General features: G+C 47.7%; 14 protein-coding genes. 11 read left to right on the forward strand and 3 right to left on the reverse strand.

Features of this window, described 5'->3' with window-relative positions:
- The first annotated feature begins 48 nt into the window (after positions 1–48).
- The 4 genes from ACSQ8O_RS01960 to ACSQ8O_RS01975 all read left to right on the forward strand — a co-directional run bounded on the left by ACSQ8O_RS01960 (position 49) and on the right by ACSQ8O_RS01975 (position 5,054).
- A complete protein-coding gene (locus ACSQ8O_RS01960) occupies positions 49–1,833 on the forward strand; it encodes a methyl-accepting chemotaxis protein (protein WP_436240249.1) in 1,785 nt (594 codons plus the stop codon).
- Between the two features lie 158 nt (positions 1,834–1,991).
- Complete coding sequence (locus tag ACSQ8O_RS01965; RefSeq protein WP_436240250.1) at positions 1,992–2,837, forward strand: ABC transporter ATP-binding protein; 846 nt, start codon at positions 1,992–1,994, stop codon at positions 2,835–2,837.
- 191 nt (positions 2,838–3,028) lie between these two features.
- Positions 3,029–4,111, forward strand: coding sequence for a 23S rRNA (adenine(2503)-C(2))-methyltransferase RlmN (gene rlmN, locus ACSQ8O_RS01970; RefSeq protein WP_436240251.1), 1,083 nt, complete (start codon positions 3,029–3,031; stop codon positions 4,109–4,111).
- 271 nt (positions 4,112–4,382) lie between these two features.
- The gene (locus ACSQ8O_RS01975) at positions 4,383–5,054 is read left to right on the forward strand and encodes a stalk domain-containing protein (protein WP_436240252.1); all 672 of its coding nucleotides are present in this window, start codon (positions 4,383–4,385) and stop codon (positions 5,052–5,054) included.
- 52 nt (positions 5,055–5,106) lie between these two features.
- On the opposite strand, the gene ACSQ8O_RS01980 is transcribed toward ACSQ8O_RS01975, so the two are convergent.
- The 3 genes from ACSQ8O_RS01980 to ACSQ8O_RS01990 form a co-directional block, all read right to left on the reverse strand.
- Entirely contained in the window at positions 5,107–5,613 is a 507-nt protein-coding gene (locus ACSQ8O_RS01980; RefSeq protein WP_436241922.1) for a hypothetical protein, read from the reverse strand.
- A gap of 556 nt (positions 5,614–6,169) precedes the next feature.
- A complete protein-coding gene (gene thrC / locus ACSQ8O_RS01985; protein WP_436240253.1) occupies positions 6,170–7,558 on the reverse strand; it encodes a threonine synthase in 1,389 nt (462 codons plus the stop codon).
- Between the two features lie 152 nt (positions 7,559–7,710).
- Complete coding sequence (locus ACSQ8O_RS01990) at positions 7,711–8,739, reverse strand: copper amine oxidase N-terminal domain-containing protein (protein WP_436240254.1); 1,029 nt, start codon at positions 8,737–8,739, stop codon at positions 7,711–7,713.
- A gap of 190 nt (positions 8,740–8,929) precedes the next feature.
- Between ACSQ8O_RS01990 and ACSQ8O_RS01995 the strand changes: the two genes are divergently transcribed.
- The 7 genes from ACSQ8O_RS01995 to ACSQ8O_RS02025 all read left to right on the forward strand — a co-directional run bounded on the left by ACSQ8O_RS01995 (position 8,930) and on the right by ACSQ8O_RS02025 (position 14,582).
- Complete coding sequence (locus ACSQ8O_RS01995; protein WP_436240255.1) at positions 8,930–10,675, forward strand: ABC transporter ATP-binding protein; 1,746 nt, start codon at positions 8,930–8,932, stop codon at positions 10,673–10,675.
- 46 nt (positions 10,676–10,721) lie between these two features.
- A complete protein-coding gene (locus ACSQ8O_RS02000) occupies positions 10,722–12,440 on the forward strand; it encodes an ABC transporter ATP-binding protein (RefSeq protein WP_436241923.1) in 1,719 nt (572 codons plus the stop codon).
- Positions 12,441–12,461: 21 nt separating this feature from the next.
- Positions 12,462–12,701, forward strand: coding sequence for a hypothetical protein (locus ACSQ8O_RS02005; RefSeq protein ID WP_436240256.1), 240 nt, complete (start codon positions 12,462–12,464; stop codon positions 12,699–12,701).
- A gap of 54 nt (positions 12,702–12,755) precedes the next feature.
- Positions 12,756–12,971 (forward strand): hypothetical protein, encoded by a 216-nt coding sequence (locus ACSQ8O_RS02010; RefSeq protein ID WP_436240258.1) that lies wholly within the window; start codon positions 12,756–12,758, stop codon positions 12,969–12,971.
- Between the two features lie 405 nt (positions 12,972–13,376).
- On the forward strand, positions 13,377–13,697 hold the full coding sequence (locus ACSQ8O_RS02015; protein WP_056622409.1) for an ArsR/SmtB family transcription factor: 321 nt from the start codon (positions 13,377–13,379) through the stop codon (positions 13,695–13,697).
- Positions 13,690–14,133 carry an SRPBCC family protein gene (locus ACSQ8O_RS02020; protein ID WP_056622407.1) on the forward strand — a complete coding sequence of 148 codons (444 nt, stop codon included), beginning with the start codon at positions 13,690–13,692 and terminating at the stop codon, positions 14,131–14,133. Before ACSQ8O_RS02015 ends, ACSQ8O_RS02020 begins: the two co-directional genes overlap by 8 nt.
- Before the next feature lie 14 nt (positions 14,134–14,147).
- Complete coding sequence (locus ACSQ8O_RS02025; protein WP_436240259.1) at positions 14,148–14,582, forward strand: cupin domain-containing protein; 435 nt, start codon at positions 14,148–14,150, stop codon at positions 14,580–14,582.
- Positions 14,583–14,591 lie beyond the last annotated feature (9 nt).

Consider the following 14,591-nt stretch of genomic DNA (forward strand, 5'->3'; position numbering starts at 1 on the left):
TGTATCAAACCGCTATGCTGTACAATTCTGGAGGTGTTTTTGTTAATCATGTCACAAGCTAAATCACAAGGCAAGCAAACATCTGTTAGGTTCTTTCGATCACTCTCTTTCAAAATTTCAGCTTGGACAGCCGCCTGCTATATTGTACTTTGCGTGTTGCTTACCTTCGTTTCCTATCAACAGCATAGGCAGCAAATGTCAGATAACTTGGTCGCACTTGAAGGGATTTTCCATGCTCCCCTCATGCAGAAGATAGATTATATTGAGAAATCAAAGGAAGAATTAAAGAAAAATAAAGAAGCTTATAAGTATGAACCTGCTGTTATGAACGTACAGGAGGATATGGACCGTGTCTCTAAAGGGGATTTGGTCGAAAATGCCTACTTATTTTACCCAGAATGGACAACATTGGAGGGAGAGCCAGCTCTATTAAATTTGTTATCCAATGCAGAGCTATATGTCGATGAGAAGCCGGCAGATCCTTATGCACCAGTTCCTGAGCTGCTTACGGCGCTTAAGGAAGCAGAGGAAACAGGTTTCGGTATCACGGGTGTCTACCAAGATTCATTAGGAACTTGGGTGAGTGCGGTAAGTACGATTCGAGATAAGGACGGCAAACTTGTTGCTTTCGCGGGATTAGATTTCGATTATGGCGTTCTGCAGGCACAGATGAATAAATATACGCTCCAATCAATATGGACGGGTTTAATCGCCATTGTGATCGGGACCCTTTTCATCGTCTTCATTGTACGACTGTATCTGCGTCAGATTACCCCCTTAATGAAGCTGGCCCAGTCAGCGGCAGCAGGAGATTTGTCAGATGCATCGCTAGTCAAAAGCAAAAGCAGTGATGAATTGGGTGTATTAGGCAATCATTTGAAAGACATGGTCGGGAACCTACGTGGACTCATTGTTCAGATCGCACAAGCAGCGCAACAAGTTTCGGCGGCTTCGGAATCGCTGCAAACGGGTGCTCAGCAGACTAGCCAATCTACAGCGTCTGTCTCGGAGATGATGGGCCAGCTTGCTTCACATTCGGAGCAGCAGCGTCAAGGCACAGAGGAAAGCAGTCATGCCATGAATGAGATGGCTGTTGGGATTCAACGCGTAGCGGAATCAGCAGGGCATGCCACAGACATTTCAGGCCATGCACGCGCTCATACGAGCGAAGGTAACGCGCGGATGGGGCAGAGCATGCTGCAAATAACGGAGGCCCTGCGCTCCGTCCAACAGGCGGTACAAGCGATTCAGAGCTTGAAGTCGATGTCTGAGGAAATCGGCGAGATCACAGTCCTCATTACGCAAGTGACGAGACAAACCAATTTGCTTGCACTGAATGCCTCTATTGAGGCAGTGAGAGCTGGCGAGCACGGCAAGGGCTTCGTCGTCGTTTCCACGGAAATCCGCAAGCTTGCGGATCAATCTCGACTGGCGACAGAGCGTATTGCTGAGCTCGTGGAGCGTGTCCAACATGAGACGGGAGCCGCTGTTATCGCGATGGATCGCGGTCTAGGAGAAGTGGAGGCTATGCAGGCTGTCATTGAACAAACGGACGGTACATTCAAGGATCTTTCTGGCACGGTGCAGGAGGTCGTCGATCAGATGACGGATGTATCTGCTGTATCGGAGCAAATGTCAGCGAGCTCAGAAGAGGTACTAGCCGGAATCGTGGAAATGGCGGAGCTAACTCGCATGACAACGGAGCTTACGCAGGCTGTTGCGGCTGCAACGGAGCACCAATTAGCGACGATTTCGGAAGTTGCCAGGACGGCTAATGAATTGAACGGAATGTCGAATGAGCTGCAATTGGCTGTGGCTCGGTTTAAAGTTTAAGTCTCATAACAGGTGGAAGAAGTAGGATGCCTTCGGGCATCCTATTTTTGTATGAAAAGCCTTGACAATTTAATTGATAATGATTATCATTTTTAGTTAATGGAGAGAAATTATCGAATCATTGGACCCTATATACATATTGGAAGGGGATGTTCCTCATGGCAATAGCAACGAGAATATATACCGAACAACTACATGTTTCTTACGATAAATTGAAAATCATCAATGATCTAAGCATCGAGATTCCAACGGGCAAGATCACCGCATTAGTCGGTGCTAATGGCTCGGGGAAATCAACAATTTTGAAAGCTATGTCGCGACTGTTGAAGCCAACAGAAGGGACCGTTTTCCTAGACGGTCATTCCATTCATCATCAATCGACGAAGGAAATCGCGAAGAAATTAGCGATTCTACCGCAGTCGCCATCTGCTCCGGAAGGCATTACAGCTGAAGAACTCGTAGGATATGGTCGTTTCCCGCATCAGCGCGGCTTCCAGAAGATGTCCAGCGCCGATCGTGAGATCATCAACTGGGCATTCGAAGTGACAGGGATGACAGCGTTCAAGGATCGTCCGATCGATCATCTATCGGGTGGTCAACGTCAACGGGTATGGATCGCAATGGCGTTAGCGCAGCAGACCGATATGCTGTTCTTGGATGAGCCAACGACTTATTTGGATATGGCACATCAGCTTGAGGTTCTCTGTTTGTTGAAAGAGATCAACGAGCGTCACAACACGACAATCGTCATGGTTGTGCATGATTTGAATCATGCGACGCGTTATGCGGACCATTTGATCGCGATTAAATCAGGGAATGTCGTCTATGAAGGCGCACCGATGGATATTGTAACACCGCAAATGCTGCTCGATGTGTTCGCTATTCATGCCGATGTCATCGTGGATAAACGTGCCGGCGTGCCGCTCTGTATCCCTTATGGCTTGGTATCGGATGATGAAGTCGTGGCGAAAGAGGAACGTAAAGTAGCAGTAACGAGTGCTTGATTAGCTCAGATGAGCCTGTGATAGAGGTGCCCCCGGATTGGGAGGTGCCTTTTCTTTGTGGAAATGATAGGCTTCCCTTGTGTTCAGGGAGGATTTTTGGCACAATACTAACTAGAGAGATTGAGATGGTATGCTTCGGCTGCTTAGAAGAACTGGACTGCATGTGATAGTCTTGAAAAGAGGATAACGGAATGAAACTTTCATCCATATATGGATTAACTTTTGATCAACTGGTCGCTTGGCTGGCCGAAAAAGGCTACAAAAAGTCGCGCGCCCTGCAAGTATGGGACTGGCTGTATCGCAAGCGGGTCGCTTCGTTCGCGGAAATGACGGATGTGAAAGAGGATTGCTTGGCCACGTTGAGCGAGCATTTTGCTATCCATACCTTGAATGAACACACGCGGCAGGAATCAGCGGATGGCACGATGAAATTCCTGTTCAAGCTGTCGGACGGCAATTTGATCGAAACCGTTCTAATGCGTCATAAATTCGGGTTATCCGTCTGTGTGACGACGCAAGTGGGATGTAACATCGGCTGCAGCTTCTGTGCGAGTGGCTTGCTGGCTAAGAGCCGTGATTTGTCGGCCGCGGAAATCGTGGAACAAATTATGAAGGTCCAATTTCATTTGGACGCTATGGGCAAAGCGGAGCGCGTTAGCCACATTGTGGTGATGGGGATTGGCGAACCGTTCGACAACTTCGTGAATATGGTCGATTTCATCCGCGTCGTGAAGGATCAGAAAGGTTTGGATATTGCAGCAAGACACATCACAGTATCCACCAGCGGTCTAGCACCTAAAATTAGAGAGTTCGCGGATTCGGATTTGAAAGTGAATTTAGCGATCTCCTTGCATGCGCCAACGAACGAGCTTCGTACACGCATCATGAAAATCAACAAAGCGATTCCGATCGAGACGTTGATGGAAGCGATTGAGTACTATTTGGAGAAAACGAATCGCCGTATTACGCTTGAGTATATTTTGCTCAAAGACGTGAACGATGGCAGAGAACATGCGCTGCAACTAGCTGAGCTGATTCAGCATATCCGCCAGCTGGCGAATGTGAACTTGATTCCGTACAATCCGGTGGATGAGCACAGCCAGTATCAACGGAGTGAGCGCGAATCGGTGCGCGCCTTCTACGATACGCTCAAGAAGCAAGGCATCTCTTGCAGTGTGCGATTGGAGCACGGGACGGACATTGATGCCGCTTGTGGACAACTACGAAGCAAACAAATCAAACAATCCACAGGGGATAACGTTGTGGCGGGATAATAAAAAGGCCTGTGAATGATCTTCATTCACAGGTTATTTTTTTGTTACTTTTTCCAAATAGAGGGATGACGGGAGTAGAATGAGTAAAGTGATGATCATTAAGTTTCACCAACCGGGTTGAATGTGTTTACAATAGATGTAAGCTTAGTATGGAAAAAGAATTGATCTAATGCTGATGTGGACAATCGCGGCATACAATGAGTACAAATGGTCAACACTGTCATCCTGCTGTCTAAAACTTTTCGAAAGTGACTCGAAGGGAGTGGTGAACTTGAACAAATGGTTGTTGACGCTAATCTGCAGCATGGCTTTATTCACAGCGACAGCTGTCTACGCATCTGACACGATTCAGAAAGGCAGACAAGTTAAGGTGAATGGCAAAGTGCTCGACACACAGGTGGAAGTAACGAAAGATGGAACAACAATAACTTCGACTCGGGCAATTGCGGAGGCACTCGGTGCTAAAGTGACTTGGAACGCACCTTCGAACACGGTTGAAATTCATCGTGTAGAAGGCAAAATGACGTACGATGATAACCAGATGTCATATGCCAATTATGTATCCTTGCTGCTTCACGGTACATATAGCTTGAAGGTTGAGGTTATAGGAGAGAACCTTGGGGCTCATTCAGACACGACAATCGTGTTTGCGGATGGTTATGTGGATGTGCCCGAAAATACGGATTTTCAGAAATTGTTTCTTTTACTGCTGGCAGATCAAGTGGGGGAGTTACCCAACAAGCGTATCGAGTTCTGGTCCAATAAAGAGCTTGCTAAGGCGTATGTCTCTGGGGAATATCGCGTGGATGGGCTGGAAGGATGGTCGGGGTTGAATGCCCGGTTTGGCTTGTTAACGAACGAGGGAGGAAGCGTATCGCTTTCGCATATTCTCAGTGTTCATGAGCGTGACAACGTCTCGATTGGTAAATATAAGCCCCAATGACACCAAAAGCCGTCCTTGCAGTGAACCTGCGGGACGGCTTTCTCATTGGTGATTAGTTTCGACTACGTACGATCATCATGAAGCCGCCAACAACGATAAGCCCAATAGCGATGATTGAATTGTTATGGAAGAGCGTCCCGAAGATGGAACCGATGGAGAAGATCGCGAAGAACAGCAGCGACATCACGGATAGGATGTTAATCGGAATAAGCAAGTACTTATTGCGGCCACCGAACCAATATAGTTCGAACAAGCCGACAGCTACAGCGAGCATGAAACCTGGCCACATGAGGTGCCAAATATCAAAAAGCGCGGAGATTTGGCACACGATACCTGCCGTTAGTAGAATACCACCTGGAACAAGTACGCCTACGCCCCGTCGTTGCGTAATGAAGAAGTACAACCAGTGGAAGAAGACCCCGACGGGAATAACGAAGAGTGTCGGCCAGAAATATTCAAAAATAGTGCCTGAGCTGAACGATACATCCCCTTTTAGAAACATAAAAACACCTAGCAGAATCAAGATCGGCCCGAGAAAGGCGCTGCGATTCATATTCATATTCAATTTGTTCACTCCTATTGTTGGATTCATTATTCTAAGAATACTATGACAGGGTACAAGTGTCTTCAGACTATAGGGAAGGACGAAGATCGGTCTGAGGACTGATTTAACTGGAAAACATACAGCTAAATTTGCCCAATTCGTCATTGGAAAAGGAATAACTGGATTTCCTACAGCTAACTTCGCCCATTCCGTCTCCAAAGCGCCTTAAACCCGAAATTTAACTACCTAATATCCATCTAATTGATTAAATTGGCCCATTTGCGCTTGAATAGATGTAATTTTTCCAGTTAATCCAATTGCAATCTACTTAAGTTGCTGGCGGGGAGCTGGTTGCGTGTCTAGTGGGGAAGGGGAATGTTTTGGTGGAGTAGATGGAGATGAAGAAGTTGGATGTGGGGGTAAAATGGCGTGGTTGGAGAGACAGGTGTTTGAGGAGCAATAACGCAGGTGGAGCAACTAAGGAGGGGTGGATGAGACGTCAAAAAGCCTTCCCTCCACAACGTGGAAGGAAGGCTTCTACAGAAGGGGCAGAAGCCCCTATAAACCCTTACTAGAAAAACTTCACGAGTTCATTCTTGATCTCGTCGTTCGAACCGCCAACCACTTTCTGGAACTGTGGTTTGTCGAACAGCGCTTGGATTTGCTCTGGATACGTCTGCGCAATACCGCGCAAGCGGATCGACTCATCGAACTTCGCTGGATGCGCAGTGGACAAGGATACCGTTACTTCGCCAGCGACGGCGAGTTTATCGGCTGCAGCAACACCGCATGCGGTATGCGGATCAAGCAAGTACTCGTACTTCGCGTGGTAGTCGCTGATCGTGTCGAGACACTCGTCGTTCTTCACGCCGTACGCAGCGAAATCTGCCTGTACGGTCTTCAACTTGTCGGCTGGGATGACGACGCGGCCTTCGGCCTTGAACTGCTCCATGATCGCGTTAACAGCCGCAGCGTCTTCGCCGTACAGATAGAACAAGTAACGCTCGAAGTTGCTCGCCACTTGAATGTCCATGGACGGGCTATACGTACCGCGGAACTCGCCTGGTTGATATATGCCTTCTTGTACGAATTTCTCAAGAATATTGTTTTCATTCGTTGCAAGAATGAGCTTGTTGATCGGAAGTCCCATTTTCTGAGCTAGGTAGCCAGCAAAAATATCGCCAAAGTTCCCCGTCGGCACGCTGAAATTCACCTTAGCAGCCTGCGCCTCTTGTGGCAGTTGGAAGTAAGCGTAGAAATAATACACGGTTTGCGCCAAAATGCGGGCAATATTGATCGAGTTAATCGCGCGTAAATGGTAGCGGTGCTTGAACTCAACGTCAGCGAAAAGCTCCTTGATAATGCGTTGGCAATCATCGAAAGTACCTTCAACGGAAAGATTCAATACATTATCGTCATTTACGGTTGTCATCTGAAGCTCTTGCACCTTGCTCACCTTCTGGTGCGGATGCAGGATACAAATACGGATGCCCTCTTTACCGCGAACGCCCTCGATTGCCGAAGCGCCTGTATCACCAGAGGTAGCTCCGAGGATGTGGATGATGGAATTCGTTTTGCGTGAAACATACGAATACAGATTGCCAAGGAATTGCAGGGCAATATCCTTGAAAGCAAATGTAGGCCCGTGGAACAATTCAAGCACATACGTGTCATCGCTTAGGCGCTTAACCGGCGTAACTGCTTCATCACGAAACGTTGCGTAGCTTTCATCAACAAGCTGCTTCAGCTCATCGCGAGGAATTTCGTTGTTCACAAAAAGTGAGAAAATTTCAAGAGCGAGCTCTGAATAGGAGAGCTTCGACCAGCTTTGAAGTGTGTCAGCGGATAGCTGCGGGAGGCTTTTCGGTACGAGTAGACCGCCGTCATTGGCCAATCCCATCAGGATCGCATCGATGAAGCCGATAGGTTCTACTTTGCCGCGAGTGCTAATGTATTCCATATGAGTCCCCTTATACGATTGAATTTTCAGTTATTGTATCAAAAAACAGAACATTTGGACAGTGCACATCCGTCACGGATACGACTCTTTCAAAAACAAAGAAACCTTCCCCGTTAGGGAAGGTTCCACGAAGGTCCTATCAAGCAAATATGTTATTCTTGCTCTGCTTCTACAACGATTTTCCAAGCGTTGCTGATCGGCGGCAAGCTTTTGGTCATCATAGGGCCGTAGAATCCGATAACGTTCGTGCCTTTAACCAGCGCGGATTTGTCAATGGCATCACCTTTACCGTCTACAATGGCTGTGTCAGCACTAACGGTAAGAACAACCTCTCCTGGGGCATCTTCAGTAAGTCCTTGGCCTTTGACAAGAAGGCTGCCATCTTCGCGTACAGCTTCAATCACGCCAGTTGTACCTAAGGCACCCTTATGAGCTGCTGTATCAAGCACAGTGATGTTGGATGCGGACGTTTGCGGCGGCAAGCTAAGTGTCATCGCCATGGAATGCTCTGCGGTGATCGTTAAACCAACGTGAAGATCAGCAAGTGACAGCTTCGTGCCATCAAGCATTTGGTAAGTCGTTTCCGGGCTCACATTGAGAACGATACCGCCAGTACCCGTGTCTTGAATTTGAATTTGTGCGTTATCGCCTGTTGTACGAATGGAGGTAATGACGCCGGTCGATTGCACTTTCTTGGTCGCCTCTTTCATTGTAATTCCGACGGAGCTTCCTTTAGCAGAAACGGTCCCATGAAGAATCGTGCCAAAGAAGGAAGCAGGCACATACATCATGCTGTTCACTAATTGAGGTGCTGTGCCGAGTTGTGTCAGCATTTTATTTATCGTGTAGCGATCTTCGCCTATTTTCACCGTTGTAAAAAGGTTCGCCTTCGTCAGATCAACCGCATAGGTCGTAGGATTCCATGTGAGCGTGAAGCCAAGGCTTTCAGCAACAGCGCGTAGTGGGAGCATGGGCTCTGTGATTCCGGTTTTCTCAAATCCGGATTCACTAATCGCATTACCATTAACTTGAACGGTGATGGGGGCTTCGAAAACCGTCTTAACAGGCTGAATTTGCTTAGCGTTCATATCGGGAATAACAGCTTCTGTGGTAGCAGCATAAGCAGCTCCAGTTGTCAGCATGCTGGATAAGGTGAGGATGGTTAGTGTTTTTTTCATCATAGGTTTCATCGTGTGTAACTTCCTTCCTGTATGTAAAATATGGGTAATGTTCTGCTTTCTCTAACGCATGGTTCTGTGACAAGGTTGCAGACGAGCTGAAAGTTTCATTTTAGATAAGATACAGAGTGGACTTCATTGGGTGGAAACTATAGAATCAATGAGTGTGCCAAGAAATTGTAAAGAGGTGGTAATGGTGTCTTTTGTTATGAAGCTTCGCTGGTTTTTCAAAGAGAGATGGAAGTATTATGTACTAGCAGTCTCCCTCTTAATCGGTGTGAATATCTTAGCGACGATTCCGCCCAAAATGATCGGGAATATCATCGACCATATTCGTACTGGAAATTTAACAGCTTCCGGGCTTCATTATACGGTTTACTTGCTGATTGGGCTTTCGTTGCTTCTGTATGTCATGACCTATTTGTGGATCACGAACTTATTCGGGAACTCCGCTTTGGTGGAGAAGTTGCTTCGAGGGCGATTGTTAACGCATTTGTCCAAAATGTCTCCTCCGTTTTTCCAACGCAACACGACGGGACAGCTGATGGCACTGGCGACGAATGATATTCTAGCCATTGGTCAAACCTCCGGGTACGGGGTCATGACGCTCGTTTCTACGATTGTAGGGGCTTCCGTTGTCATCATCACGATGGTGTCGCTGATCTCCTTCAAGTTAATGCTAGCGGCGTTAATACCGCTGCCTTTTCTAGCTGTCATGATTAATTTGTTAGGCAAAAAGGTACGTGTACGCTTCCTTGCGGCTCAAGCCTCCTTCGGTGTGATGAATGATCATGCGCTGGAATCAATCTCCGGTATCCGGGTGATTCGTTCTTATGTGCAAGAAGCGCACGATTTAAAAGCCTTCGATGAAGTTACATCGGATGTAATGAACAAAAACCGCCGCGTATCGATGCTCAACGCGCTGTTCCAACCATTGACTTCGTTGATCGTTGGTCTCAGCTATTCGATCGGTATCGGATACGGGTCGTATCTCGTGTTCCAAGGTGAAATCACGCTGGGACAGCTGATTTCGTTCAATATTTACCTCGGTATGCTCATCTGGCCGATGATTTCCTTTGGCGAGTTTATTAACGTTCTGCAACGGGGCAGCGCCTCGGCAGATCGTCTCGATAAGGCACTGACGCAACAAGCTGATATTGTTGACGCTGAGAAGCTTGTCCACGTCGCTGTGCCTGAACGCATTGAGATGAACGATCTAACGTTCACCTACCCGACAGCGAATCATCCGAGCCTCGTCCATGTCTCCTTTGAGTTGGAGCGAGGACAGACGCTTGGGATCGTCGGCCGGACCGGCAGCGGCAAAAGCACGCTCCTTAAGCAACTGCTGCGTCAATATCCCATTGATCCAGGCAAGTTGAGCATCTCGGGTGCACCCATCGAGCAAATCGCCATAGATCAAATCAAACGCTGGGTTGCCTATGTGCCACAGGAGCATCTGCTGCTATCGAAATCCATTCGCGACAATGTCGCGTTAGGTAAACATACGGCTTCACCGGAAGAGATTGCGCACGCCGTGGAGATGGCTTCTTTTACTCAAGATATTGCCCAAATGCCAGAAGGTTTAGCAACCATTGTTGGTGAGAACGGCGTGATGCTGTCCGGCGGACAGAAACAGCGTCTAGCGATTGCGCGTGCGCTGTTGATTGATTCGGAGATTTTGCTGCTGGATGACTCGCTCTCCGCGGTAGATGCACGTACGGAAAGTCGCATTCTCCAGCATATCCGTAAGGAACGAGCGGGGCGTACGACTCTCATTTCCACACACCGACTGTCTGCTGTGAGCCACGCGAACTGGATTCTTGTCCTGGATGAAGGCCGAGTCATTGAAGAGGGCACCCATGAGGAGCTTATGCAGTTCGGTGGCTGGTACCGGGAACAGTGGGATCGTCAACAGATGGAAGCCAGTCTCGAAGAGTGAAAGGAGGACAACCATTTTGTCTAAACCGACTACGGCCAGACGACTCATGTCTTACGCACTCGTCTACAAGTTCAGAATTCTCGGAGCGCTGCTCATTCTTTGTTGTTCAGTAGCTGCCGAGCTGGGCGGGCCTTATATAACGAAAACAATTATTGATACTTATCTCTCTACAGGTGCGAAAGAAATAGCTCCGGTACTCAAGTTGCTGGGTTTGTATATGGGTTTACTGTTAACAGCAGGTCTATGTAATTATTCACAAGCCTATATTCTTCAGTCTACCGCCTTACAAATTATTAAAAACATGCGGATGGATCTGATGGGCCACATTCAGCGTATTTCCCTGCGTTATTTCGATAACACGCCGATTGGCCAAGTTGTATCTCGTATCGCCAATGATACGGAAGCCGTTCGCGATCTGTTCATGAGCTTCATGGCTACGTTCGTTGTCAGCATGCTGCAACTGGTGGGGATTTACGTTGCACTCTTCCTATTGGATTGGCATCTAGCTTTGTTCTGCTTGGTGCTGCCGCCGATTTTTGTGGTGATTATGTATGTCCATCTCAAATATTCGAAAATCTTCATCACCATTATGCGCGCCAGACTTAGCGATATGAACGCGATGATCAATGAATCGATCGTTGTGATGCCGATTATTCAAGCTTTTCGCCGCGAGAAAGTCACACTGGATGAGTTCGAAGTGCTGAACATGGATCGCTATGTGAACCAGCGGAAGCAATTTCAAATTTACGGCCTTTCCACACGTAATGTGGTTGGGACGATCGGCAGCTTAGTGACGGCGATGGTCATTTGGTATTTTGGTGGAAAATCGCTGGAGACCGCTATTTCGTTCGGAGTGTTTTATGCGTTTATTGATTATTTGGGTCGGGTTTTTCAGCCGATCATCGGGATTTTCGATCAATTGACGAATGCGCAGCGGGCTTTTGTATCGGCGGAAAAGGTGTTCACGATTCTTGACATGGAAGGTCAAGAGGTTGAAAAGGTTGGCCACGTTGAGCGACCTGAGGGCATTGTGAAGTTCGATAATGTCACCTTTGCTTATAAAGAAGGGGAAAACGTTCTGAAGAACATTTCGTTCGAGGCGCGAAAAGGGGAGACCATCGCCCTAGTCGGGCACACCGGCTCAGGCAAAAGCTCCATCTTGAACTTACTACTTGGTTTCTACGAGCCCGGTGAGGGCTCGATCACGATTGATGGCCGCGACATCAGAGGCATGTCCAAGCAAGCCCTGCGTAAGCATATGGGGATCGTGTTGCAGGATCCGTTCCTGTTCGCAGGGGACATCAAGTTCAACGTCAGCCTGTACAACCAGGACATCTCGCTGGACAGAGTGAAGGCTGCGCTGCGGGATGTAGGCGCTGCTGGCTTTATCGAGCAGCTGCCGAACGGCTACGACGAGCAAGTCGTCGAGCGGGGCAGCACGCTGTCCTCTGGCCAGCGGCAGTTGATCTCCTTCGCACGCGCGCTGGCGTTCGATCCGTCGATCCTGATCCTCGATGAGGCGACAGCCTCCATCGACAGTGAGACGGAAGGGCTCATCCAGCGTGCGCTGAAGGTTGTGAGTGAAGGGCGGACGACACTCGTCATCGCGCATCGGTTGTCCACGATCCGCGATGCGGATCAAATTCTTGTACTGCACCGCGGCGAGATCGCCGAGCGGGGCAATCACGATACGCTCATGGCGCTAGGCGGGCGCTACGCGAAAATGTACCAACTGCAGAAGGGTTCTTCGGCAGTTGTAGGATAGAGAGAGGCGCTTCCTCGGTTGATGAGGAAGCGCCTTTTGCGTGTGGGCGTGCCGCGGTGCACAGCGCGGCTGGTGCAGGCGACGACGGTGGCTGCGACTAGCCTGTTTGGGCGACGAGCTCCCGGATTAACTGGAAAACCTCCATCTATTTTCGCGGCTTTTGCTCATTTTGGACAATTAGATGGAGAACCTCCAGTAAATTCCCCGATTTCAGGCTTAACGTCCGAATACAGCCAAATTAACTACAGGAAATACAGTTAAGTTCTCTCAAGTGAGAAAAGTGACGAAATTAGATGTACTTTTTACAGTTAACGTGTGGGAGGGGGGAGTTGTGGTGGAGATGATGGTGTTGATGTTGGTGTTGATGTTGGTGAAGTAGAAGTAGAGTTAGAAGTAGAAGTAGAAGTAGAAGTAGAAGTAGAAGTAGAAGTAGAATTGGAAGATGAAGATGAAGATGAAGATGAAGATGAAGATGAAGATGAAGATGAAGATGAAGATGAAGATGATGCTGTTGCAGTGAAACAGTTTTAATGCTAATTTGTTTGAAACACGTGTCCCTCAACGGAACTATAACCCACCAATACAACGCCGACATACCAATAAGACAACTATCGGAAACAGGCATCCAACCAAACTCTACGACTGCATCACAAGCACCCAACAGAACACTAACCCACCAACAGGACAACTATCGGAAACAAGCCAACTACCAACACCACGACCGCCAGTACCATATACCCACCCTACATTACTACCACCCCCAACTTGCCTCTCTTAATACTTTCACAAGCTAATCCCTTCTCTTTACGGAACGCACTCAACTTGCTATAAAACCGCTATTCAAGCTCACTCCTAACCGCCGATTGCGCGGAAAAAGAAGAAATATTTTACAAATTTTGATTGACATGCAACTAAAATGTTGCATATAATAGGCGCATGGACAAACTTTTTAAAGCACTTGCAGACGGAACACGCAGAGAATTACTAGACATCTTGTTCGTGAGTAACGGACTGTCCTTAACAGAGCTCTGTCAGCAAATGACGATGAGTCGCCAAGCTGTTACTAAGCATCTTTTGCTGCTGGAGGAGGCAAATTTGGTTACAGTCATGTGGCATGGCCGCGAGAAACTTCACTATCTGAACCCGGTACCGATCGGGGAGATCTATCATCGCTGGATCGGTAAGTTTGATCAACGCCGGATTGAGGCGTTAACCAATTTGAAACAAGCTCTAGAGGAGGATTCGAATCATGAATAAGAAGTCTTTCGTTTATGTGACATACATCGCAACGACACCTGAGAAGCTGTGGGCAGCTTTAACGAGTAGTGAGTTTACGAAACAGTATTTTTTTGGCCGTGAAATCATTTCGGATTGGCAAGTTGGTTCGAGCTTTCACTTAATGAATAAAGACAAGACGGAACACTACGGTGAAGTACTTGTCTATGAGCCGTATCGCTTGCTCGCGATTACTTGGAGTGTCAAGGACGCGGAAGGCGATCGGATGTCCAACGTGACGTATGAATTAACACCATTGAACGGCACGATCAAGCTAACACTTCGCCATGAAGAGCTGTTAGAACAAGATATTCGTAAGGATGAAGGCAAAATTGAAGGATTTAACAATGGCTGGCCTGTTATTCTCAGCAATTTGAAGAGTCTGCTCGAAACAGGCAAAACGCTGCCAGCGTTCTAAAGGAGGGCAAGATGATGAGTGCGAATCAACTGAATTACTCGGTTAGCAACGCAGGAGCATTCTCGGATTTTGCAAGTGTGACGGAAGGCATGTTGAAGGGTAAAATCTTTCTAAAAGACTCTCTACAATTGACGAGTATGGAAGTTTCACTCAATCATTTACCCCCAAAGGGGGAAATCCCCTTTTATCACAAGCACAAACAAAATGAAGAGCTCTACATCTTTCTTCAAGGGCAAGGCCTAATTCAAGTAGACGGAAATGAAATAAATGTACGCGAAGGCACGTCCATTCGCATTGCACCTGACGGTGTGAGAGTGTTGCGGAATACGTCGACGACAGAAGGCCTGCATTTTATTGTGATTCAGGCCAAGGAGAACAGCCTCACCCAATGGGTGGAGTCAGATGGAATCATTCTGGAAGAACCCGTCGAATGGGATAACAAGATCTAGTTGTTTAAA

Origin of the sequence: Paenibacillus sp. LjRoot56, from assembly GCF_964253335.1 — a bacterium.
In the GTDB taxonomy this organism is placed as follows: Bacteria; Bacillota; Bacilli; order Paenibacillales; family NBRC-103111; genus Paenibacillus_E; species Paenibacillus_E allorhizoplanae.

Coding starts and splice junctions, on each gene's coding strand:
- ACSQ8O_RS01980 (WP_436241922.1), bottom strand. CDS start 5,613: ATGAATATGAATCGCAGCGCCTTTCTCGGGCCGATCTTGATTCTGCTA.
- ACSQ8O_RS02000 (WP_436241923.1), top strand. CDS start 10,722: ATGTCTTACGCACTCGTCTACAAGTTCAGAATTCTCGGAGCGCTGCTC.
- thrC (WP_436240253.1), bottom strand. CDS start 7,558: ATGGAATACATTAGCACTCGCGGCAAAGTAGAACCTATCGGCTTCATC.
- ACSQ8O_RS01965 (WP_436240250.1), top strand. CDS start 1,992: ATGGCAATAGCAACGAGAATATATACCGAACAACTACATGTTTCTTAC.
- ACSQ8O_RS01960 (WP_436240249.1), top strand. CDS start 49: ATGTCACAAGCTAAATCACAAGGCAAGCAAACATCTGTTAGGTTCTTT.
- ACSQ8O_RS01995 (WP_436240255.1), top strand. CDS start 8,930: ATGGTGTCTTTTGTTATGAAGCTTCGCTGGTTTTTCAAAGAGAGATGG.
- ACSQ8O_RS02015 (WP_056622409.1), top strand. CDS start 13,377: ATGGACAAACTTTTTAAAGCACTTGCAGACGGAACACGCAGAGAATTA.
- ACSQ8O_RS02005 (WP_436240256.1), top strand. CDS start 12,462: ATGAGGAAGCGCCTTTTGCGTGTGGGCGTGCCGCGGTGCACAGCGCGG.
- ACSQ8O_RS02025 (WP_436240259.1), top strand. CDS start 14,148: ATGAGTGCGAATCAACTGAATTACTCGGTTAGCAACGCAGGAGCATTC.
- rlmN (WP_436240251.1), top strand. CDS start 3,029: ATGAAACTTTCATCCATATATGGATTAACTTTTGATCAACTGGTCGCT.
- ACSQ8O_RS01990 (WP_436240254.1), bottom strand. CDS start 8,739: ATGATGAAAAAAACACTAACCATCCTCACCTTATCCAGCATGCTGACA.
- ACSQ8O_RS02020 (WP_056622407.1), top strand. CDS start 13,690: ATGAATAAGAAGTCTTTCGTTTATGTGACATACATCGCAACGACACCT.